General features: G+C 42.3%; 15 protein-coding genes. 10 read left to right on the forward strand and 5 right to left on the reverse strand.

All coding sequences use genetic code 11. The features are described 5' to 3' along the window. Nucleotides 1-68: 68 nt before the first annotated feature. From D0X99_RS11265 to D0X99_RS11295, 7 genes are all read left to right on the forward strand, one after another. Nucleotides 69-890, forward strand: a complete 822-nt coding sequence (locus D0X99_RS11265) for a PorV/PorQ family protein (RefSeq protein WP_119477929.1) — start codon at nt 69-71, stop codon at nt 888-890. Beyond that, nucleotides 887-2980 (forward strand): ComEA family DNA-binding protein, encoded by a 2094-nt coding sequence (locus tag D0X99_RS11270; protein ID WP_119477930.1) that lies wholly within the window; start codon nt 887-889, stop codon nt 2978-2980. Before D0X99_RS11265 ends, D0X99_RS11270 begins: the two co-directional genes overlap by 4 nt. A gap of 64 nt (nt 2981-3044) precedes the next feature. Next, the gene (locus D0X99_RS11275; protein ID WP_119477931.1) at nt 3045-5459 is read left to right on the forward strand and encodes a zinc-dependent metalloprotease; all 2415 of its coding nucleotides are present in this window, start codon (nt 3045-3047) and stop codon (nt 5457-5459) included. A gap of 141 nt (nt 5460-5600) precedes the next feature. Next, on the forward strand, nt 5601-6974 hold the full coding sequence (locus D0X99_RS11280; RefSeq protein WP_119477932.1) for a tetratricopeptide repeat-containing protein: 1374 nt from the start codon (nt 5601-5603) through the stop codon (nt 6972-6974). Between the two features lie 24 nt (nt 6975-6998). Next, a complete protein-coding gene (locus D0X99_RS11285; protein WP_119477933.1) occupies nt 6999-9035 on the forward strand; it encodes a M3 family metallopeptidase in 2037 nt (678 codons plus the stop codon). Between the two features lie 53 nt (nt 9036-9088). Continuing rightward, complete coding sequence (locus D0X99_RS11290; protein WP_119477934.1) at nt 9089-10183, forward strand: AI-2E family transporter; 1095 nt, start codon at nt 9089-9091, stop codon at nt 10181-10183. Continuing rightward, nucleotides 10167-11099, forward strand: coding sequence for a tetratricopeptide repeat protein (locus tag D0X99_RS11295; protein ID WP_119477935.1), 933 nt, complete (start codon nt 10167-10169; stop codon nt 11097-11099). Before D0X99_RS11290 ends, D0X99_RS11295 begins: the two co-directional genes overlap by 17 nt. Here D0X99_RS11295 and D0X99_RS11300 read toward each other — a convergent pair. From D0X99_RS11300 to D0X99_RS11315, 4 genes are all read right to left on the reverse strand, one after another. Continuing rightward, a complete protein-coding gene (locus D0X99_RS11300; RefSeq protein ID WP_119477936.1) occupies nt 11087-14020 on the reverse strand; it encodes an ATP-binding protein in 2934 nt (977 codons plus the stop codon). The two genes, D0X99_RS11295 and D0X99_RS11300, sit on opposite strands and share 13 nt — an antisense overlap. A 122-nt stretch (nt 14021-14142) precedes the next feature. Then, nucleotides 14143-14832: a DUF2490 domain-containing protein gene (locus D0X99_RS11305; RefSeq protein ID WP_119477937.1), complete on the reverse strand. Its 690-nt coding sequence runs from the start codon at nt 14830-14832 to the stop codon at nt 14143-14145. Further along, nucleotides 14832-15407, reverse strand: a complete 576-nt coding sequence (locus D0X99_RS11310; RefSeq protein WP_119477938.1) for a hypothetical protein — start codon at nt 15405-15407, stop codon at nt 14832-14834. Before D0X99_RS11310 ends, D0X99_RS11305 begins: the two co-directional genes overlap by 1 nt. A 53-nt stretch (nt 15408-15460) precedes the next feature. Beyond that, nucleotides 15461-17725 (reverse strand): aconitate hydratase, encoded by a 2265-nt coding sequence (locus tag D0X99_RS11315; protein WP_119477939.1) that lies wholly within the window; start codon nt 17723-17725, stop codon nt 15461-15463. Nucleotides 17726-18153: 428 nt separating this feature from the next. Between D0X99_RS11315 and D0X99_RS11320 the strand changes: the two genes are divergently transcribed. Further along, nucleotides 18154-19929: a sensor histidine kinase gene (locus D0X99_RS11320; RefSeq protein WP_119477940.1), complete on the forward strand. Its 1776-nt coding sequence runs from the start codon at nt 18154-18156 to the stop codon at nt 19927-19929. Here D0X99_RS11320 and D0X99_RS11325 read toward each other — a convergent pair. After that, nucleotides 19926-20954: an acyl-CoA reductase gene (locus tag D0X99_RS11325; protein ID WP_233553701.1), complete on the reverse strand. Its 1029-nt coding sequence runs from the start codon at nt 20952-20954 to the stop codon at nt 19926-19928. The two genes, D0X99_RS11320 and D0X99_RS11325, sit on opposite strands and share 4 nt — an antisense overlap. Nucleotides 20955-21073: 119 nt before the next feature. On the opposite strand from D0X99_RS11325, the gene D0X99_RS11330 reads away from it, so the two are divergent. Continuing rightward, nucleotides 21074-21421 carry a 4Fe-4S binding protein gene (locus D0X99_RS11330; protein WP_119477941.1) on the forward strand — a complete coding sequence of 116 codons (348 nt, stop codon included), beginning with the start codon at nt 21074-21076 and terminating at the stop codon, nt 21419-21421. Nucleotides 21422-21603: 182 nt separating this feature from the next. Continuing rightward, a complete protein-coding gene (locus D0X99_RS11335; protein WP_119477942.1) occupies nt 21604-21933 on the forward strand; it encodes a DUF3276 family protein in 330 nt (109 codons plus the stop codon). Nucleotides 21934-22016: the final 83 nt, after the last annotated feature.

The raw sequence follows: 22016 nt of genomic DNA on the forward strand, positions 1-22016 counted from the left end.
TTCAATCGATTAATTTTCAAAAACTCAGGAATTAACTAAATTAGGTTCAGTCTTTTTTATTGAACCTGATGAAGCAACTCTTTTTTTTCTGCTTCTGGTTTTGGGCAATTCAATTAGTCACAGCCCAAACCGATCCCCTCACTCAAGCCCATGGAGCGAGAAGTCAAGGAATTGGGAATATCCGGATTCATCTTCCTGATTCTTGGGCCTACTTTAATAATATCGGAGCCTTGGACCGCATGGAGGAAACCGAAATCGGGGTAGGATTTGACCATCGATTTGGGCTTCAGGAATTGAGTACGGTCGATCTGGCTTTGGGATGGAAGAATGACTTTGGTACGGTTGGTCTTGGAATTTCCCGGTTTGGAGGAAAACTTTTCAACCAACAACTGCTTGGCATCGGGTTTTCCAATACGCTTGGGATTGTGAGTTTGGGAGCTAAAATCGATTGGTTTCAAACCCAAATCGAAGGATTTGGAACTGGAAACGCCTTCATTTTTTCATTGGGAGGTGTCGCTGAACTTGGGCCGAAGTTTTTCCTTGGCGCAAATTTTTCAAATCTCAACCGGGCCAAAGTCAGTCAAAACAGTGAGCAAAGACTCGCTACTAGTGTTCAATTGGGAATCTCATACTTACCCAGTGAATCGCTCAGAATTCTGGCTGAGGTGGAAAAAGACATTGACCTAAATCCCGTGTTCAAAGCCGGAATCGAATATCAGCTTATTGAGTGGATTATTCTGAGAACCGGTATCAGCAGCAATCCCGCCAGGCTGAGTTTCGGACTTGGTCTGAGAAAAGACCGGTTTGGCTTTGACTATGCCTACGGTCAAAACACCTCTTTGGGTAGGACACATCACTTAAGTTTGGTCTTGAAACTTGGAAAGCCATGAGGGTAATAGTAGGCCTTTCCCTCTGTTTTTTCCTTTCAATTGGAGCTTTTGCACAAAGTCCTCCTAAGCCTCCCATCGATTTGGAGACATTCATTGAGCGGCTTTTTCCAGTTCAGGAGGAAGACATCGATTATGAATCAATTTATGAGGTCCTGTTCCAGTTATACCAAAACCCCATTGACATCAACAGAGCAGATTCCGAAATCCTCCAAGCCACCTATCTACTCAATCCTTCGCAAATCAGTAGCCTGATTACTTATCGAAACAGGTTTGGTCCCTTACTTTCCCTCTATGAACTTCAGGCAGTTCCGGAATTTGACCTTCAGACGATCGAAAATCTTATTCCATTTATTACGATCGGCAATTCGGGAATAAGAAGTAAAAAATTCTGGGAAAGGGTCAAGGAAGAAGAACAAGCCTATGTGCTACTAAGGCATCAGCGAACCTGGGAAACGCGGAGAGGATTTACGGCGGCCGACACCAATGCCAACGGGACGATTTCCAGTAGGTATTTAGGCGACCCCAACAACATCTACCTGAGATTCCGGATCCAACACGCCAGGGATTTCAGTTTGGGAATCACCTTGGACAAGGATGCCGGCGAGCAATTTACCTGGGATGGAAAAACGGCCCGATATGGATTCAACTTTTTTTCCTTTCACTTTACCCGATACTTTGTAGGAAAATGGAAAACCATTGCGTTAGGGGATTTTCAGGCTTCTTTTGGACAGGGACTGGTATTTGGAGCAGGGTATACCTTGGGAAAAGGGGCCGAAACGGTCCCGACTGTCCGTAGAAGTAGCATCGGAATATTGCCTTACACTGCAGCGCTGGAGTTTGGATTTTTCCGAGGAATTGGTGCCACTCGACAATTCAAAAACTGGCAAGTTTCACTTATTGCCTCCCACAATGCCCGGGATGGACGGATCTCCATTTCGGTTGATAGCTTGGAATCCCAAAATGAAATCATCAGCTCATTCAATCAATCCGGACTTCATCGCACGTCCAGCGAACTTTCTACCAAAAATCAATTTAGAGAAACCAACTTAGGCGGAAATGTCCAGTATTCTCATCATTCCGGGAGATTTCAACTCGGAGCAAATTCCCTCTATACCCAATTTGATAGGCCTTGGATTCGAACTCCCCAACTATACAATCAATTTGAATTTGGGGGGCAAAGCAATTCGGTTTCAAGTGTGTATGCTAACTACAACTGGAAAAACTTCTTACTTTTTGGGGAGTCTGCAATTTCCCAAAGCGGCGGCACCGGTTCGGTTTTGGGATTTGTTAGCAGCCTGAGCAAACAGGTGGACTTCTCCTTCCTGTGGAGAAAATACGACCGGGATTTTCACAGCTTTTATGCATCCGGATTTGCGGAGAATACCCGACCCATCAACGAGCAAGGCCTGTATATCGGAATCCAAATCAAACCTGAAAAACGTTGGAAAATCAATGCTTACTACGATTTATTTAAGTTTCCATGGCTACGGTATCGAGTCTATGCCCCATCAGAAGGATACGAATGGCTAACCCGCATTACTTATCAGCCCAGCAGGAATTTGATTGCATTCATCCAAATCAGGGAAGAGCAAAAGGATAGAAATCTAAGCGACAGCGGTGAGCCTTCTCTGCCCTATTTGGTTAAGCCTGTAAAAAAACAAAATGGCCTGATCAGTTTGGAAACCCAACCCAATAAAAACCTTTTCCTTAGATCCCGAATCTTGATCAGTCAGGTAAAAATCGAGGATAAAATCACCCACGGCTTTATGATTCTTCAGGATGTGCAATACGGAAAAGAACGATGGAGACTGACTGGAAGACTCGCGCTTTTTGACGCAGAAACTTACGACAATAGATTGTATGCCTTCGAAAACAATGTGCTTTGGACCTTTTCGATCCCTGCATTTTCCGGGCAAGGCATGCGCTACTACCTCCTGGGCCAATACCAGATTACCCCAAAACTAACCGCGTACCTAAGATGGTCACGGACAGTTTACACCGATCGGGAAGTGATTAGCAGTGGACTACAGACCATTGAAGCACCCCATCAGACAGACACGGCGCTGATGCTCCGATATTTTCTTCGGTGATTTTCCATAATTGGTGGTGAAGTCCCTCTGCTTTTTGATAATTTAGGACAAAGCAAAATCCCCTATGAACAAAACACGTTACCTTCTCAGTTTTTTAATGCTTTTGGCAATTTCAGGTTATTCCCAAAACCTGGATTTAAGCAAAATGAGCAAAAAAGACGGATTTGTGCCCTTTTACCTGGATGAGGAAAAAGGCAAAATCTACCTGGAAATATCCTCCCTGGACAAGGAATTCCTCTATGTCAATTCCCTGACCGCCGGAGTTGGCTCAAACGACATCGGATTGGATCGCGGACAGCTGGGAGAAGATCGGCTGGTGGAATTTCGCCGGACGGGAAACAAGATCTTTTTGGTTCATAAAAATGTGGGATACCGGGCGTACACCTCCAACCCATATGAAGCCAAATCCATCCAGGATGCCTTTGCGGAGTCTATTCTTTGGGGCTTTGAAATCGTGCAGAAAGACGGTGACAAGTTTATCGTTGAGGCTACCAACTTTTACCTCCAAGATGCACATGGGGTAAGTGAAACCCTTTCCCGATCCCGACAAGGCACTTATCGGGTGGATGCCAGTCGGTCTGGACTGTATTTTCCCATGACCAAAAATTTCCCAAAAAACACGGAAGTAGAGGCGACTATTACCTTAACCGGTACCGGGGCGGGAGCCTACCTACGATCTGTGACTCCAACGCCTGAAGCGGTAAGCGTACGGATGAGACATTCATTTATAGAGCTTCCTGACCTGTATGCCATGCGGAAGTTTGATCCACGGGCAGGGTATTTTTTCATTAGCTATCAGGATTATACCACTCCCATTGCAGAGCCTATCGTGAAGCGCTTCATCTCCCGCCACCGCTTGGAGAAAAAAGACCCAAATGCAGCTGTTTCTGAAGTAGTCGAGCCGATCGTATACTACCTCGACAGAGGAACTCCGGAGCCAGTTGCTTCGGCTTTGATCGAAGGAGGAAACTGGTGGGCACAGGCATTTGAGGCTGCCGGCTTTAAAAATGCCTTTCGGGTCGAATTGGCTCCAGAAGGAATGGACCTCATGGATGTGCGTTACAATGTCATTCAGTGGATTCATCGGTCCACCCGTGGTTGGTCCTATGGATCAAGTGTGCGGGATCCAAGGACAGGAGAAATTCTTAAAGGACAGGTTTCCTTGGGTTCACTGCGCGTAAGACAGGATTACCTGATCGCTCAAGGTTTGTTGCAGCCCTTCGAGGAAGGTAAACCTGCTGATCCAAAAATGATGGAAATGGCTCTAAACCGACTGAAGCAACTTTCTGCTCATGAGATCGGCCATACCATCGGGGTGGCACACAGCTATGCAACCTCTGCTAATGGTCGGGCTTCTGTAATGGATTATCCTCACCCGGTAGTTACGGAAACCGCTAGTGGAGAACTTGACTTTTCCCAGGCGTATGACCTGAAAATCGGGGAATGGGACAAATGGGCGATCAAATACGGTTACGGAACCCCGGCTCAGGGACAAACAGAAGAGGATTTTTTGGAAAAAACACTTCAGGACACTTACGCTGCAGGATTTGAATTTATCACGGATTCAGATTCCCGGGATCCAAGTGGGGTACATCCCCGCTCCCACCTTTGGGATAATGGCGCTTCTGCCCCGGCAGAAATGATGCGCCTGCTTAAGCTCAGAGAAAGCCGCATGAAATCTTTTGGCTTGAATGCTATTCGAACCGGAGAACCAACTGCGATTTTGGAAGAAGTGTTTGTTCCTCTGTATCTGATGCACCGCTACCAGTTGGAGGCCACCAGCAAGCTAATCGGCGGTGTGGATTACACCTACAAAGTCAAAGGCGATAATCAACCGAACCAAAAATGGATTCCTTCAAAGGATCAAAATGAAGCCTTAAGTGCTCTTTTGACGACCATTTCACCTGCTCAACTGGAAGTCCCTGCTGCTGTTTTGGCATTGATTCCACCAAGGCCTTATGGCTACGGTAGAAACCGAGAAACCTTCCCTTCACGTACCGGACCAACATTTGACCCGATTGCTCCGGCAGAAAATATAGTCGATGCAACGTTCAGCTTCCTCTTTGAGAGTGGCCGGATCAACCGAGTTTACCTCCAAAATCTTCAGGACAAATCCTTGCCAGGATTCGAGACTGTTTTGAACCAAATCACTGCACAGGTTTTTTCCAATACAATGCCGGGAGGATTGAAAGAGGAAATCAAACTGATGACCGAAGCCAAATACGTGGATCATTTGATTGCGCTTTCCAAAGACGCCAATGCTTCCCAGACGGTGAGAGCTATCACTCGGATGCATCTGGAGAAAATCAGCGACATGACTTCCGGCAGCGGGATACTCCTGGCCCATCGGACGTATCTAAACGATAAAATCGATACTTACCTGGAACTTCCGGAAGAATTGACCGCTCAGCAAGTGCTCAAAATTCCTGACGGTGCACCTATTGGGTTGGAAGAAATGAGTTGTGATTTCGATTATTGAATGGAAAGCCGGGTGATGAGCCCGGTTTTTTTATTTCAAATGCAACTTCTAAAAATTTCTATGCGCCATATTGATTACTATTACTTTAACTTTAAAATAACAGCAACCCTCCTCAACCTCCATTTTTGATTTTTTAAAAGTATGAGCGCTACAAAAAAAAGATGCTTCGTAGTCATGGGTTTTGGGATCAAAACCGACTACATCAACGGGCGAAAACTCGACCTCAACAAATCCTATCGCCTCCTGATCAAACCGGTAGTAGAAGCCAAAGGAATCGAATGTGTCCGAGCTGATGAAATCACTCACTCGGGGTCAATCGATGTACAGATGTACCAGGAATTACTCCAGGCTGATTTGGTTATCGCCGATTTGTCCACCCTCAATGCCAATGCGCTCTATGAATTGGGCGTAAGACATGCTCTACGTCCATACACCACGATTGTGATTTCGGAAAACAAACTCATGTATCCTTTTGATCTGAACCACGTGGTCATCCACAGCTATCAGCACCTTGGGGATGCAATTGATTATGAAGAGGTGGAGCGATTCCGAGCTGCTTTGGGAAATGTAATTCAAACTGTGGTGGACAAAAATGAAGCAGACAGTCCGGTCTATACCTACCTCAACTCCCTCATTCCTCCAAAATTGCAGGCTGAAATCGAAAAGGCTGTAAGTGAATCTGAGAAAAAAGAAGCCGAACCCGAGGTTGGGAAAGCACTTTCACTCATAATTCAGGAAGCAGAGGATGCCATCGAATCAAAGAATTTTGCCAAAGCCAGAGATCTTTTTCAGACGGCTGTTTTTCTTTCCGGTAGCCATACCGGCCAAAAAGACACTTACCTCATCCATCGCTTGGCTTTTACGACTTACAAGGCAGCCCAGCCGGATTTGGTGACTTCTCTCTACAAATCTCTTGAACTTCTTAAATCCATTGATTTGGATCACACCAATGACCCGGAGACGGTGTCCTCTGCTGGAGCGGTGGAAAAGAAGCTTTACGAAAGCGGAGAAGGCGATGAACACCTGGAAAATTCCATCCTGTATTACCAGCGGAGCTATTACTTGCTCAACAACCGGTATAACGGAATAAACTTGGCCATGACGTTGATTTACCATGCCACTTCCAATCTGGTCAAATCCGATCAGGATCGAATTGCCGATTTGATTTTTGCGCAACGGACTTGGAAGCGAGTTCTTTATCTGTGCGAGCGAGATTGGGCGATGATCGAGCAAAAAGAAAAAAATGACCTACCGCTGATCAATGCAGGAGGCAAAGATGGACAGGAACTTCAGGAATATTACAACACCCAGAAATACTGGATTTTAGTCAATCGGGCAGAGGCTTCTTTCGGCTTGGGGGATTTTGGCATGTTCGAAAAATTTAAAGAGGAGTCCAAAAATATCCCTCAACACACTTGGCAACTCGAAAGCTTTACTGAACAAATGGGTAAATTGTCAGCAGAATTGAAAAAAGTAGGTCATCTCCTCGAACCAAAATGGGTTGCACCGAATTAATTTCCAAACAGATTACCTAGTATCATGACTAACCCGCTTTTGGCAGAATTTGCCACCCCATTTGAATCGGCTCCATTTCATCTGATAAAAACCGAACATTTCCTTCCTGCAGTGAAAGAAGCCATCCTGCTGGCCAAGGAGGACATCAGAAATATCAAGTCCCATCCACTCCCTACTTTTGAAAACACGATCGAAGCACTGGATCGATCCGGTAAAAAACTGGGGGTGATATCGGCAATTTTTTTCAACCTCAATTCTGCGGAAACCAATGACGAAATTCAGAAACTGGCGAGAGAAATTTCGCCATTGTTAACGGAGCATTCCAATGATATTTTGTTGGATCAGGAGCTTTTCCAGCGGATTGCTCAGGTTTTTGAGCAAAAGGACAACCTCAACCTCAATCCCGAACAAAATACTTTACTGGAAAAAAACTATAAATCCTTTGTCCGAAACGGGGCGAAACTAGGACCGGAGGATGCAGATAAACTCCGGAAAATCGACCAAGAATTGGCTCAATTGAGTCTGAAATTTGGCGAAAACGTCCTCGCGGAAACCAATAAATACGTGCACTTTATCGATCAGGAATCTGAATTGGAAGGTTTACCTGAAGGTATCAAAGAAGCAGCGGCACAAATTGCTGAAGAGAAAGGAAAACCGGGGAATTGGGCTTTTACGCTGGATTACCCGAGCTATATCCCGGCAATGACCTATGCTAAAAATCGGGAATTGCGAAAGACCTTATTTCTCGCCTACAATACCAAATCCTCAAAAGGAGACGAACTTGACAATCAGGAAATCATCAAAACCCTGCTTCAACTCCGCCACGACCGGGCCAATTTACTTGGCTATCCCTCACACGCGGATTTTGTTTTAGAAGAAAGAATGGCCAAAAGCCCTCAGACAGTTCTGGAGTTTTTGGAATCATTCCTACAAAAAGCCAAACCGAAAGGCGAGGCAGATGTCCGGGAAGTGGCTGAGTTTGCCAAAAAACTGGATGGATTGGAAAACTTGGAACGATGGGATTTTGCCTATTATTCCGAATTGTTGAAGAAAGAAAAATACGCCTTGGATGATGAATTGCTCCGTCCTTATTTCCAGTTGGAGCATGTGATTGAGGGTGTGTTTCAGACAGCCGGGAAACTATACGGCTTAACCTTCAGCCCCAATTCTGAAATCCCGGTCTATCATCCTGAAGTCACAGCTTATGAAGTAAAAGACCGAAACGGAAAGCATTTGGCTGTATTCTATGCGGACTTTTTCCCAAGATCAGGAAAGCGAAACGGGGCTTGGATGACTTCTTACCGAGGTCAAAACATGGAAGCCGGCACTGATCATCGCCCGCACATTTCCATAGTCTGCAATTTTACCAAGCCGACTAAAAGCAAGCCCAGCTTACTCACTTTCAATGAGGTAACGACGCTTTTCCACGAGTTTGGACATGCGCTACACGGGATTTTAGCCAGAGGAACCTACGAATCCCTTTCCGGAACGAGTGTCTTTTGGGATTTTGTGGAGCTTCCCTCCCAGATTTTTGAAAACTGGTGCTATGAAAAAGAATGCTTGGATCTTTTTGCAAAGCATTACCAAACCGAGGAGAAAATCCCGGCTGAACTGATTGAGAAAATCAAAAATGCAGCGAATTTCCAGCAGGGATACATGACGGTGAGGCAGATCAGCTTTGGGCTTTTGGATATGGCCTATCACAGCAAAGGCCCATCTTCAATTACAGATATCCGATCCTTTGAAGAAGAGGTGATGAAAAAAACGGATCTTCTGCCAAAAGTTCCCGGAACAATGGTGAGCACCAGTTTCTCCCATATATTCCAGGGAGGATATTCTTCAGGCTACTACAGCTACAAGTGGGCGGAAGTGTTGGATGCGGACGCTTTTGAACTGTTTTTGGAAAAAGGAGTATTTGATCAAGGAACCGCACAATCCTTTGAGAAAAACATCCTTTCTGCCGGAGGCAGTGAACATCCATCGATTTTATTCAAGCGATTCAGAGGAAGAGATCCAAAACCGGAAGCTTTACTTAAAAGATCAGGCTTAATTTCAGCCTAATTGGAAAATATCTTTAATAGTCCTACCTTTTTTCGGGTCAAACTTCCGTAAAAATGCTATCAAAACATCTGAATTTACCCTCCTATTTAAAAGCGCTTTCTGTGATGGTATTTATCATCGTATTGGTGTTTTTTCTAATCGTTGGAAAGAGTCTTTTGGTTCCGCTTTTTATGGGGGGATTCTTTGCGATTCTCTTTACTCCATTAGGCATGTTAATGGAAAAGTACCGAGTCCCAAGAACACTGAGTTCGTTTATTTCTCTTCTCCTCATGGTCGCTCTTGTGGTAGGGTTGGTCAGTTTCATTGTCGGAAACGTGGTGAGCTTTACCAAGGACTTCACCAATGTTAGTGAACGTCTAGTCAGTGTGGGTCAGCAAGTGGATACTTGGACTGAAGAAAATTTTGGAATCAACGAAAAATTGGCTGAGAAAGCAGAATCTCAATATCTGATCAATTATCTGGATGAGCACAGCAACAGTATTTCAAACTTTGCTTTGAACACGATTGGCTCACTTTCAGGATTGGTCCTGATTCCTGTTTTCATGTTTTTCTTTTTGCTATATCGGGATCATTTGACCAGAATGATCGTGATGATCTACCGGGACAAAGATCCCACCCTGGTAAAAATGAGAATAACCAACCTCCGAAAAGTAATTCTAAACTACATTGTAGGGGTCGGAAAAGTAATGGTGATTTTAGCCATTCTTAATATCACGGCCTACTCACTGCTTGGGGTTAAGCACGCAATCTTCTTTGGAATTATTGGGGCCATTTTAAATATCATCCCTTATGTGGGACCTTTCTTTGGAGTGCTTTTACCTATTACTTATTCCTTTTTGACAATGGATAGCCTATTCTATCCGGTTGCGATTTTGGTGATTTACCAAATAATCCAAACGGTGGAAGGCAACTTCTTAACTCCAAAAATTGTAGGAGGAAATGTGAATCTCAATGCCTTCATTACCTTTTTGGGTTTATTGGTTGGGGGTGCGATTTGGGGAGTAGCAGGAATGATCCTTGTGATCCCAACCATGGCGATTTTAAGGGAGATTTTTGAATTAAATGAAGATACACGACCATTTGCAATGCTTTTGGGAGAGGAAAAAAATGACAAGCAGTATTTACCTGAGGATGAAACTACCGAATAAAATCTTAACAGGAATTTTCCTGACCTTATTGATCAGCTGTGATAGCCTTGAGGATAAAAAAGGTAGGTTTCTCTTAAAGGGTAACGAAAAACTGGAAGAAAACGACCCTAAGTCTGCCATCGAGTTTTACAATGAGGCCATTGCATTGGACTCTACCTATGCGGATGCGTATTACAACAAAGCCATGGCCCATCTTCGGCTTAACCAACTGGAAGAGACCATAGCCGATTTGAGCAAAGCCATTCAATTCCGTCCGGATTATTTTGATGCGATATTCCAACGCGGTCTAAGCTATCTGGATAACGGAGAATTCTACAAGGCCAGAGAAGATGCCGAGCGACTACTCAAGCTTGATTCCAATAACTGGAAATCCTATTTCTTAACAGGCCTTAGTCAGGAAAAGCTAAAAAATCTACCGGAAGCACTGAAGGCTTTTGAAAAAGCTTCGAGTATGGAGCCAGCAAATTCAGATCTTTTGGTCAATCAGGCTACAATTCACTATTATCAAAAAGAGTACAACCTAGCCAAAGAAATTCTATCCAAAGCGGAAACCATCAACCCTTCCGAACCCAACCTTCACAATCTCCGATCCATGATTCTTTTTGATGAAAAGGATTATTCGGGAGCATTGAGCTCTGTTGAAAAAGCAATTACCCTAGACAATCGACAGGCCTATTTCTACAATAACAAAGGACTATATCTGCTCTTTTTGCAAAAACCGGAAGAAGCTATAACGCTAATCAATCAAAGTATCCAAATGGACTCCAAAAATCCATTCGCTATGCGAAACAAAGGGATTTACTACGTAATGCAGGGGGATAAAATCTCAGCACTGCAATATTTGGAAGACTTGATAAAAAATTATCCGGACATGGATTTACTACAGGAATACTACCAAAAGGCTCAGGCCTTGTAGTTTTTCTCAGCGATCACTTCTTTGATCTTTTTCAAAAGCTCAGCGGCGTCGATCGGTTTGGCTACAAAACCTTCAAAACCGCATTCGTCGATGCGTTCCATTATTTCAAGCTTTGCGGCAGCGGTCAATGCTATGATTGGGGTTTGGGAAAACTTCTTAATCTCAATGGTGGCTTCAAACCCATCCATTTCAGGCATTTGAATATCCATCAAAATGCAGTCAAACTTTTCTTTTCGCGCAGCTTCTACCGCTTCAATACCATTGTGGGCACGCTCAAAAGTATATCCCCATTTTTTGATGATCTTTCCAAGCACAAGGGAATTCACTTCGTTGTCCTCAGCCATAAGCAAATGAAGACCATCGAAGGTTGGGGCATGGTTATCGACTTTTGAGGTAATGATTTGCTCTTCTTCAGCCTTGTCAAACTCAAGTTCAAAATAGAATCTGCTACCTTTTCCGACAGCAGAATCGATTGAAATTTTTCCTCCCATCAAATTCAGAAGCTTTCTGGTAATCGAAAGTCCAAGTCCCGTTCCTCCATACTTAGTGCTAAATGTGGGTTTCACTTGGTCAAAATCATCAAAGATTTTCTCCTGGTGCTCAGGTGCAATTCCTATTCCGGTGTCCTTCACCTCAAAATACACCCTGACTTTATTCCTCACATTCCCAACCAGATCTACTTTCACATCGACATTGCCTTCGTTTGTGAATTTCAGAGCATTGGTAATCAGGTTATTGAGCACTTGAGAAAGACGGGTTTTATCTCCTTTGACACTTATATTGAGTCCATCTGAAAGGTGAAGTTCAAGTTTGTTCTTACTGTCTTTGGCATGAAACGACAACCCTTTTATAATCTGATCCATCAGGTTCTTAAGATTGAAAGGATTGTGCTCAATGGTCAACTTACCGGCTTCAATTTTTTGGAAGTCGAGCAAATCATTGATCATGATAATCAAATTATCGACTGCAAAATTGATCGTATTCAATGCTGTCTTTTGGGCCTCAGTTGGGTCTTCATGGAACAAAGAATAAACCGATCCGGAAATCGCATTCAATGGGGTTCTCAGTTCATGACTGATCATGGAGAGGAAGTCGGACTTAATCTGGTTTGCTTTCTCTGCAGCCAACCTCGCTTCATCCAGTTTTGCCTCAAATTCCTTCTGCTTGGAAATATCAGTCAGGTAACCATACCAAACCATATCTCCACTTTCTAATGATTGGGGTCTGGCGGCTCCCAAAACCCAGCGATAATCTTGGCCCTTTTCGCCTGATTTCACGCGAAACTGGCACTGCCATGGTTCCATTTTCTTTGCAGAAGCAACAGAAGACATTATTACCAAAGGCAAATCCTGAGGATGAACTTTGGAGATCGCCGCTGAAATATCTGTGAATTGGTGTATCTCTTCCTGGGACAAACCAAGCACTGAATTGATCCCTTTGGAAAGGAAGGAGAAATTCATCTGACCTTCGGAATTCAGAACCAGTTGGTACAAACCACCTGGAACCTGCTCGGTCAGATTCATGAGGAAGTCGCTACTGGCTTCAACTTTCTTCTCCAGCGTGATTTTTTCCGAAATATTTCGGAAAGAAAGTATGATGTAATCCTCTTGACTGATGGATGTTTTTTTGGCTGCTACTTCAAGAGTAAGCTGCTTTCCTTTTTCATTGATCAAAAGCGTGGAAAATCTGGAAACAGAAGTATCACTTGCCGGGGAACTGATCCACTCCGACCATTGATTGGCTTCTTCAAAAAACACACTCAAGTCCTCTAAATGTGAAAGGTGGAATGACTTTTCGAAACCAAAAAGCTCCAGAACTTCCTTATTTGCCAGGAAAATTTTCCCTGTTGGCTCAACGATCATCATCGCTTCAGGACTTTCCATCCAAAGCATTCGATGCATTTCCAAATTCTGATGCAACGATTGACTTTTGGAATCATCCCAAATTATACCCCAAACAGATTCCTGTTGGTTTTCCGGGAAGAAAGCGGAGAAGCCGATTTTTTTACCTGTAGGCAACTCTAAAGTGCCTTCAAATTCCTTTTGACCGGGTTTCTTAACCGAGGCCGCCGAATTGATTTGTTTGTAAAAAGATGATTGTAATTCTTCCTTACCGTAATTCTGCCCTAAAAGAGAGCCAATAATGTCTTCAGAGGCCGGTTCAAGGGTAAGTTCTTTGTTTTTGAGATCTAGCTTCCAGTTTCCGAATTTGGTCAAATCAGGAGCTTTGCTTCGAAGTAATTCTAATTTTTTCTCATTATTTCTTTTGACAACTCTCTGGGAAATATCCCTGGCGATCACAAAAAAAGTCTCCGGATTAAACTGAACTGAACATTCGAGATGGCGATACTTCCCATCTTTTCCAAGAAACCTGAATTCACAAAATGCCACCTCAGGACTATTCTGATTTGCTTTCCAAAGGTTTTGAACCTCCTTTAGATCTTCTTCATGAATAAAGGGACAAAGGTTAGTGTTCAACAATTCCGCCACTTCATACCCAAGAACAGGTAATACACTGGCATTTAAATAAGTCAAATGATCATATTTCCCAATAGCAATAAGGTCAAGCTTCGAAGTGAAAAACTGATAGGCCTCCTTTTTACTCGGTAAGCCATGAGTCTTGATTTCCTTTCCCTTGTAAAACAGGAAATAATTAGAACCGCTATCCTGAGGCAATTCAAGCTTGAAGGAATAGTCCTTGTTCTGGTGAGTGAGTACTAATTCCTCTTTAAAAATATAGGCGGTGATATCGAGTCCAAGACCAACCAACGTTCGATCAGTAAGTGAATTCCCGATTAATTCTTCAAAGGCCTCGTTAGCATAAAAAATGGAGTACGGATAGGTATCATCAGCAAGAAAGACCATTTCCGAAGATTCGTAAATGATCTTTTTAAACGTGCTGTTTATCCCTTTATCCTGCATTGAAATAAAATTGCTGTGCTTTCTCCAATTGCCCAAGGCATTAACCTCGTTCAATTTCCGTAAACATACAGCAATTTGTATTTTGTAGCAAGTAATTTACTTTTTGAAGCTATTTTTTTACACTAAAAGTTGTAAAAATAACTAACCTTCGCCCAAAGGCGAGTCCTAAACCCTTCCTGAATGTAGCCATCGGTACGATAATCTAAACCCCACTCCAGTTTTTCTGTTTTGCTGAAAAATTTTCCCAGAGAGGCCACCAGTCTATTTTCGATCTCAAAATCACCTCCTTGATGACTAAAAATTGATTCTGCAGAGCTTAGAAAATATAATTCACCGGGATCAACTTCCGCGCCCTGAAGTGGCACTTCCACCGAAAGCCGATACCGAAACCTGACTTCAAGTGGTTTATTTCGGGTAAAAGTCTGATCGGTTCTAAATCGATGATTGATTCTTACTACCCGGGATTTCTGAAGTAAAGCAAGCTGTTGAATAATTCTATTGCCGTCTTCATTTTCTTGAAATCGATGGAACAACCCCAAAGCAACACTCATTCCGGGCCTAAGACTCCTGTCAAAAAAGCCCATGATATCAGTCCGGTAATGGGAAAATTGAGGATTCTCTGAGTCAGAATCCTGATTATCATAGAGTATCTCCTGATTTTCAATTTTAAAATTGAGTCGGTGTACTTCGTTTAACTTTCGAGTAAGTGAGACCTCGGGAAATACACCTGTAAAAAATCTATGATTTGATTGAGCTTGAACTTTCAAACTCACGAAAACCAAGAAAACAGCAAGCAAAATTAGCTTTCTCATTAAAAAACCAAATTATCCAAGGGGCGCAGTTGAACCTTAATGATCGAGATCAGAGAACCTTTCTCATCGAAAAGACCTTCCCAGACTTGCCAAGCTTCATTTTTTCCTTGAAAAACAATTTCATATTGGACAGTAATTCTCCCAGATTCGTCTTCATCAAAAAAATCCTCTAAGTCAGACTCTGACCCAATTAGTTGGCGTTGAATTTTTTGAACTGAAATTTCCTTAAACTCCTCGGAAAAATAATTCCTGATGTTAGTCCACGTCTCTGGAGGAATTTCGGAGGAAGGGATTTCAATTTCCACATCTTCGAGGTTACCCAGTGAATCAAACTCTACGCTATAGAGATAGCCATTCTTGGAAAACTTAGCTTCAAATGCTTTACCCTTTTGAGAATATTCCAGATACCATTTTGGCTTACGCAGGTCTTCGAATGCATCAGTAAGCCATTCTTTAGCAGAAATTGGCACTTGTGAAGGCTTAACTTTTACTTCCCTTTCTGTTTTTTCCTGAGAGAAGGCAAAAAAAGAAATCCAAAAAAAAATGATTGCAAGAATTGGGCGAACAAGCTTCATAGTTAAAAAGAAAAAACCGCGGCTTATGAAAGCCGCGGTTATTATGTTTCAATTTAATTGGCTGCAGCCTTAATCAAATTCAAAGCTGCACCGGCCTTAAACCATTCAATTTGACCTTCATTGTAGGTATGGTTTGCAGTAATTGTATGTGTACTACCATCCTTGTGATTCAGGACAATCTGCAGAGGTTTACCAGGAGCAAATGAAGTTAATCCAAGGATATCAATTACATCATCTTCATGAATGAGGTCATAATCCGCAGGATTGGCAAACGTCAAAGCCAGCATACCTTGTTTCTTAAGGTTGGTTTCGTGAATACGTGCAAATGATTTTACCAAAATCGCACGGACACCAAGGAATCGTGGTTCCATAGCCGCGTGTTCTCTTGAAGAACCTTCACCATAATTTTCGTCCCCAACTACAATGGATCCAATTCCATGCTGCTTGTAATGACGCTGAGTGGCAGGCACTTCACCGTATTCACCGGTCAGCTGATTTTTAACTTTATTGGTAGCATCGTTGAAAGCATTCACTGCCCCGATGAGCATATTATTGGAGATATTGTCCAAATGCCCTCTGTATTTCAGCCAAGGACCAGCCATAGAAATATGGTCAGTGGTACACTTCCCTTTTGCCTTGATCAAAAGTTTCAATCCCTTCAGGTCAGTGCCTTCCCAAGCAGGGAAAGAATCTAACAATTGTAAACGGTCTGACTTTGGATCTACCAGCACATTAACTTTAGATCCATCCTCAGCTGGAGCCTGATAACCAGCATCTTCCACCGCAAATCCTTTTGTTGGAAGCTCAAGTCCTTTTGGTTCTTCCAATTTCACCTGTTGACCTTCAGCATTCGTCAGGGTATCGGTAATTGGGTTGAAAGTCAAATCCCCCGCGATTGCAAGAGCAGTTACAATTTCCGGAGACGCAACAAACGCATGCGTGTTTGGATTACCGTCTGCACGCTTTGCAAAGTTTCTGTTGAAGGAAGTAATAATGGAGTTTTTCTCCTGCTTTTCAGCACCATGTCGAGCCCACTGACCGATGCAAGGACCGCATGCATTTGCCAGGACTACTCCTCCCATTTTACCGAAAGTATCCAAGAATCCATCTCTCTCTACAGTGAATCGTACTTGCTCAGAACCAGGAGTGATGGTGTATTCTGATTTGGCGATCAATTTTTTGTCAACGGCCTGCTGAGCCAAAGAAGCTGCTCTTGAGATATCTTCGTAAGACGAGTTGGTACATGAACCGATCAAACCAACATCAAGCTTTGCCGGCCAACCGTTTTCCTTTACCGCAGCAGCAAATTTTGAAATAGGCCATGCCAAATCTGGAGTGAAAGGACCGTTAACATGCGGCTCAAGCTCCGAAAGATTAATTTCAATCAACTGATCGAAATAAGCTTCAGGATTTGCATAAACTTCAGAATCTCCTGTCAAGTGCTCAGCGATAGCATTTGCCATGGCAGCAATATCCGAACGGCCAGTGCCACTAAGGTAAGCTGCAGATTTTTCATCATATCCAAAAATGGAAGTCGTTGCCCCGATTTCGGCACCCATGTTACAAATCGTCCCTTTTCCTGTTGCAGAAAGTGAACGTGCACCATCCCCAAAATATTCAACAATTGCACCGGTACCTCCTTTAACAGTGAGAATTCCGGCCACTTTAAGGATTACATCTTTTGCAGAAGTCCAACCAGACATTTTGCCGGTCAATTTTACACCGATCAACTTTGGAAACTTCAATTCCCATGGTAAACCAGCCATGACATCACAGGCATCAGCTCCACCAACGCCAATAGCAATCATTCCAAGACCACCGGCATTTGGTGTGTGGGAGTCTGTACCGATCATCATTCCTCCAGGAAAAGCATAGTTTTCCAAAACTACTTGGTGGATAATACCTGCACCTGGCTTCCAGAATCCGATACCGTATTTATTGGACACAGAAGCCAAAAAGTCATAAACCTCTCTGTTCTTGTCTTTAGCTTTATTTAAATCTTTTTCTGCACCTACTTCAGCCTGAATTAAGTGATCGCAATGGACAGTTGAAGGGACAGCTACTTTGTCTCGACCAGCTTGCATAAACTGCAACAATGCCATCTGAGCAGTTGCATCCTGCATTGCCACTCTGTCTGGCTGAAAATCTACGTAGGAAGCACCTCTTTTAAAGGCCTGAGAAGCAGGACCTTCTGTCAAGTGAGCATAGAGAATTTTCTCAGTCAAAGTGAGTGGTCGTCCAACAGCCTTACGTGCAGCTGCGATACGCTCCGGAAACCGGGCATAGACCTCTTTGATCATCTCGATATCAAAAGCCATTATTCTGAATATTTAGGTGGATAAAAGGTTCAAATTTTCGAACGCGAATATAGACAAAAGACCTAAGAAAAGGTAACCCACTTTTGATTGAATTGGAGTGTTTTCAAGATTCAATTTGCTCGAATAAAAAAAATTATAGCCCATCATTTAAAACATTAATAGAAAACCCTGTAATGATGTCATTTATTCAAATTCGAAAAACAATTGAGCTTCTTTAGACATAAAGGGTCTAATAAACATTTAATTATTGCTTTTCTGGTGAATCAAATATTCGGCACCATTTTGGGTTCTTTTCTACAAAAACAAGGAGCGGATGAGAATTTATAGACGGCATATTCCAAAAGCTTTATTAGTTAAAAAATATCTAGTAATATTATACCACAACTAGAGCAAAACACTTTTCTTGCCAGAGGTCAATTGGAGTTTTCATGGAGTTTATTCTTAATCCGTACGCGCTTACCCTAATTATTTCAAGTTTATTAGTCGGCGGATTATCGCTTTTTATCGGACTGAAGGTAGAAGAATCTGTTAGGTGGATAGTCTTCGCCATGTTGTCTTTCACCGTTTGGGGATTCTTTTACGGTTTAGAACTTACCGCTCAGACTGTTCCTGAAATGCTCTTTTGGAGCAAGCTTCAATACATTGGATTGCTCGCGGCACCTGCGAGCTGGCTGGTCTTTGCATTGAAATATACAGGGGTGGATACCTCCAACAAAAAGTGGGTCTTCCCTTCCATTTTTGCTCTTCCCATTCTTACCTATATAATAGTCCTAACCAATACCTGGCACCACCTACATTATAAAAGCAACTGGTTGATCACCACAGGCCCCTTTCCCCTACTGGGAATTGAAAAGGGGATTTGGTATTCAGTTCAAATCGCCTTTTCCTATGTTTTCTACTTCCTTGGGACTTATATTATTTGGAAAAGGTTCAGGTATGCTAATATCCATTTCAAACTTCAAACCCGATTATTGATAATTGCCGGTTTTTTCCCACTGATAATCAACATGCTTTATCAATTCTCATGGCTTAAGCCATTTGAAGGATTGGATATGACACCCTATGCTTTTTTATTCACCTACCTTTTTATTGCAGTGGCTATTTTGAGATTCAACCTATTTAATCTCAAACCAGTTGCACGGGATAAAATCCTTGAGGTAATGACTAGGGGGGTGATCATCTTTGACCATAGAAATAAAATCATCGATTTTAATTCCGCTTGCAAAAACTATTTTCCCAATCCCATTCAAGTCAAATTGGGAAATTTAGCAGAAAAAATATTTTTTGATAGACCTGAAATCATAGACCTTCTGAACAATCAGGAGCGTCAGATAATAGAAAGCAAAGTAAAATTTTCGGGAGAAGAATCAGTTCTCAAAATAGAAGCAGTTCCAATTTCCGACAGCAAGGCGCTAGTTTCCGGAATGATGTTACTCTTCGATGACATTACTGCCGAAATAAAAATAAATGAACGGCTTAAAAAACAGGCGACTGAGCTTCAGCAGCTCAATGATCTAAAAGACAAGTTTTTCAGCATTATTTCCCATGATTTAAAAGGCCCCGTTTTTGGAGTGAAAGAACTTATTCATCTCACTCAAAACGGTTTGATTTCCGAAGAAGAATTCATGAGTATGCTGCCTGAAGTATCCAAAAACATGGAGCATGTAGCTATACTTTTGGAAAATCTCTTGGCATGGACCAGCTCCCAGCTTCGTGGGGAATATGTTCAGCCACAAATCTTAGACTTAAATCGATTGGTCACCAGCCAAAAAACACTCCTAGACAGAATTGCTGTTGAAAAATCAATTCAGATTGAGCTTTTAGGTTTTGAAAACTCATGGGTCAAAGCGGATAAAAATATGCTGGAATTGATTCTTCGTAATCTGATTTCCAATGCCATAAAATTCTCAAATCCCGGGAGCAAGGTGGTGGTGTCAAATGAGGATTTGGGAGATATGCAAAAACTTTGTGTCAAAGACTATGGAGTAGGCATCTCCGAGGAAAACCTAGAAAAACTTAATCAGGGAATTTCTTTTACCACCAGGGGACAGAGCAATGAAACCGGTACTGGATTAGGACTATTACTGGTGCGTGAATACATCATTAAAAATGGAGGCTCCTTATCCATCAGTTCCACTCTGGGTGAAGGGACCAAATTTTGCATTTCCATTCCAAAAGCCATCCAGCCGGTCAGCCTCGTTTAACTAAGCTCCAAAAGAAATTTCAGGGTATCCATTTTATCTGCATATTCTCCGGGTCCTGGATATTGAGCTGATCCGAATGGAACTGCCCCATGAACCTGATCAGAACTCGCAACTATACATTGTATTTTAGCTTCGATCTCCTTTAAATCCTTGAGAAGCTTTTCCTCATTCTCATACAATTCGTAAAACAGTACGCCAATTGGTGAAACCAGATCTTTGCTTTGCTTTAGCAGCAAAAATCCATTGTCAAGGTGAGGTTCATTGTTCACCAAGTAAATCGACTTGTTGTACTCATAATTATTCAGGTATTTATGGTTTGATGCCACCCAATCGAACCTCTCCAAAATCCCCAAAAGACGCTGAAGTTGTTCTTCATTTTTTATAAAAATCTTGGAAACGTTTCTGCATCCCAATCCAAAATAGAGGAAGATATCCCATCCCAGCTTTTCCAGTTCCTCATCCGATTCTTGTCCAGTCAAAACCGCAACTGATGTCCGGTTTGAGCGGATAATACTTGGATATTTACCGAAATAATAGTTGAAGTATCGGGCAGAATTGTCGCTTCCGGTAGCGATATAGGCATCCTTACCTTTTAGCATTTCCTCGATTTGAATATGATTTTGAAATCTTGGCTCAAGTCGGATTAATTGGTCAATAATCCATTTTGAAAAAACCGAATCGGCAGAACTCAACTTGATCGAGGCGATGTGTCCGGTAATTAGAACGCACAATAAGTCGTGAAAGCCTACTCCGGGAATATTACCTGCCATCAAAATTCCTACAGTCTTTGGAATTACCCAGTCGGGAAAGGCATAAGCTGAAAGCCATTCATCAAGATTTTTTCTATCCAGAATTATTGAAATACCTTTTAGAGCTGATTGAATTGAGATCTCCGTAAACCAGCTATTCTGATTTTGAACTCTTCGGACAAGGTTTTCCTGATCAACCTGATCCAACTGACTAATAAATTCTCCCAAACGGGAAAATGCCTCTATCCTATCCTTAAATGGTATTTCTGCAATCATGGCTCAAAGTTACCAAAAGGCTCTGAGCATGGAATAAATTTAAATTAATTAGTGTGACAACTTTTTTATTGCCTTGGAGTTCCTGAGATTGTACTTTTGAGCATCTAATTGATTGAACTATGGCTATAATGATCACAGACGAATGCATCAACTGCGGTGCATGCGAACCTGAATGTCCCAATACAGCGATTTACGAAGGCGGAGTTGAATGGACTTGGGGAGGCGGAACTAAGCTGAAGCAGGTTACTTTGGAAGACGGAACAGTGGTAGATGCTTCAGAAAAGCAGCAGCCTGTTTCGGATGAATTTTACTACATCGTGACAGCTAAGTGCACCGAATGTAATGGATTCCATGAGGAACCACAGTGTGCCGCCGTTTGCCCTGTAGACTGTTGCGTGGATGATCCAGATCACCGTGAAACAGAAGAAGAATTACTTGCTAAAAAGGCTTTTATGCATGGAGAATAAAGTGGCTAAGGCCACTTTTTTTGTTTAATGAGGTCAAAATTTATTGTTGATTTTAAACCCCTTATACTCGAAAATAAACTACTCCTCAAAAAAAAGTATAACTCGCTTTTGAATTCTAGTTAGCTTTTCCTTTATCTTAGAACCTATAATTAAGCACAAATCAACCCAAAATCAGGAGCACTGTGGAAGATCAACGAGGATACGACAGAGATGAAATTTTCTCTAAAAAAGTGAAGGCTGGCAAAAGAACTTATTTTTTTGATATTAAATCCACCCGAGCCAACGATTACTACATTACAATTACAGAAAGTAAGCGAAGAATGAATGGTGACAGCTTCAGCTATGAGAAGCATAAAATTTTTCTTTACAAAGAAGATTTTTTCAAGTTTGTAAATGCACTCAATGAAGCGGTGGATCATGTTAAAAATGATCTTTTACCGGATTTTGATTTTGAGCAGTTTGAAAACGAAGACACTGAAAACGAAATCAATGATGAATTGAAATGGGAATAATGCCGTACAGGTTTGGCGATTGCTAATCCATCACGGATTAAGGTATATTTGAGGAGGCTTTTGCCTCCTTTTATATTTATAAA

Origin of the sequence: Algoriphagus lacus (genome assembly GCF_003583985.1) — a bacterium.
Lineage (GTDB): Bacteria > Bacteroidota > Bacteroidia > Cytophagales > Cyclobacteriaceae > Algoriphagus > Algoriphagus lacus.

What these genes read in the sequence shown, in the direction of transcription:
- D0X99_RS11265 (WP_119477929.1), top strand. Translation starts at nt 69, where the DNA reads ATGAAGCAACTCTTTTTTTTCTGCTTCTGGTTTTGGGCAATTCAATTA.
- D0X99_RS11270 (WP_119477930.1), top strand. Translation starts at nt 887, where the DNA reads ATGAGGGTAATAGTAGGCCTTTCCCTCTGTTTTTTCCTTTCAATTGGA.
- D0X99_RS11275 (WP_119477931.1), top strand. Translation starts at nt 3,045, where the DNA reads ATGAACAAAACACGTTACCTTCTCAGTTTTTTAATGCTTTTGGCAATT.
- D0X99_RS11280 (WP_119477932.1), top strand. Translation starts at nt 5,601, where the DNA reads ATGAGCGCTACAAAAAAAAGATGCTTCGTAGTCATGGGTTTTGGGATC.
- D0X99_RS11285 (WP_119477933.1), top strand. Translation starts at nt 6,999, where the DNA reads ATGACTAACCCGCTTTTGGCAGAATTTGCCACCCCATTTGAATCGGCT.
- D0X99_RS11290 (WP_119477934.1), top strand. Translation starts at nt 9,089, where the DNA reads ATGCTATCAAAACATCTGAATTTACCCTCCTATTTAAAAGCGCTTTCT.
- D0X99_RS11295 (WP_119477935.1), top strand. Translation starts at nt 10,167, where the DNA reads ATGAAACTACCGAATAAAATCTTAACAGGAATTTTCCTGACCTTATTG.
- D0X99_RS11300 (WP_119477936.1), bottom strand. Translation starts at nt 14,020, where the DNA reads ATGCAGGATAAAGGGATAAACAGCACGTTTAAAAAGATCATTTACGAA.
- D0X99_RS11305 (WP_119477937.1), bottom strand. Translation starts at nt 14,832, where the DNA reads ATGAGAAAGCTAATTTTGCTTGCTGTTTTCTTGGTTTTCGTGAGTTTG.
- D0X99_RS11310 (WP_119477938.1), bottom strand. Translation starts at nt 15,407, where the DNA reads ATGAAGCTTGTTCGCCCAATTCTTGCAATCATTTTTTTTTGGATTTCT.
- D0X99_RS11315 (WP_119477939.1), bottom strand. Translation starts at nt 17,725, where the DNA reads ATGGCTTTTGATATCGAGATGATCAAAGAGGTCTATGCCCGGTTTCCG.
- D0X99_RS11320 (WP_119477940.1), top strand. Translation starts at nt 18,154, where the DNA reads ATGGAGTTTATTCTTAATCCGTACGCGCTTACCCTAATTATTTCAAGT.
- D0X99_RS11325 (WP_233553701.1), bottom strand. Translation starts at nt 20,954, where the DNA reads ATGATTGCAGAAATACCATTTAAGGATAGGATAGAGGCATTTTCCCGT.
- D0X99_RS11330 (WP_119477941.1), top strand. Translation starts at nt 21,074, where the DNA reads ATGGCTATAATGATCACAGACGAATGCATCAACTGCGGTGCATGCGAA.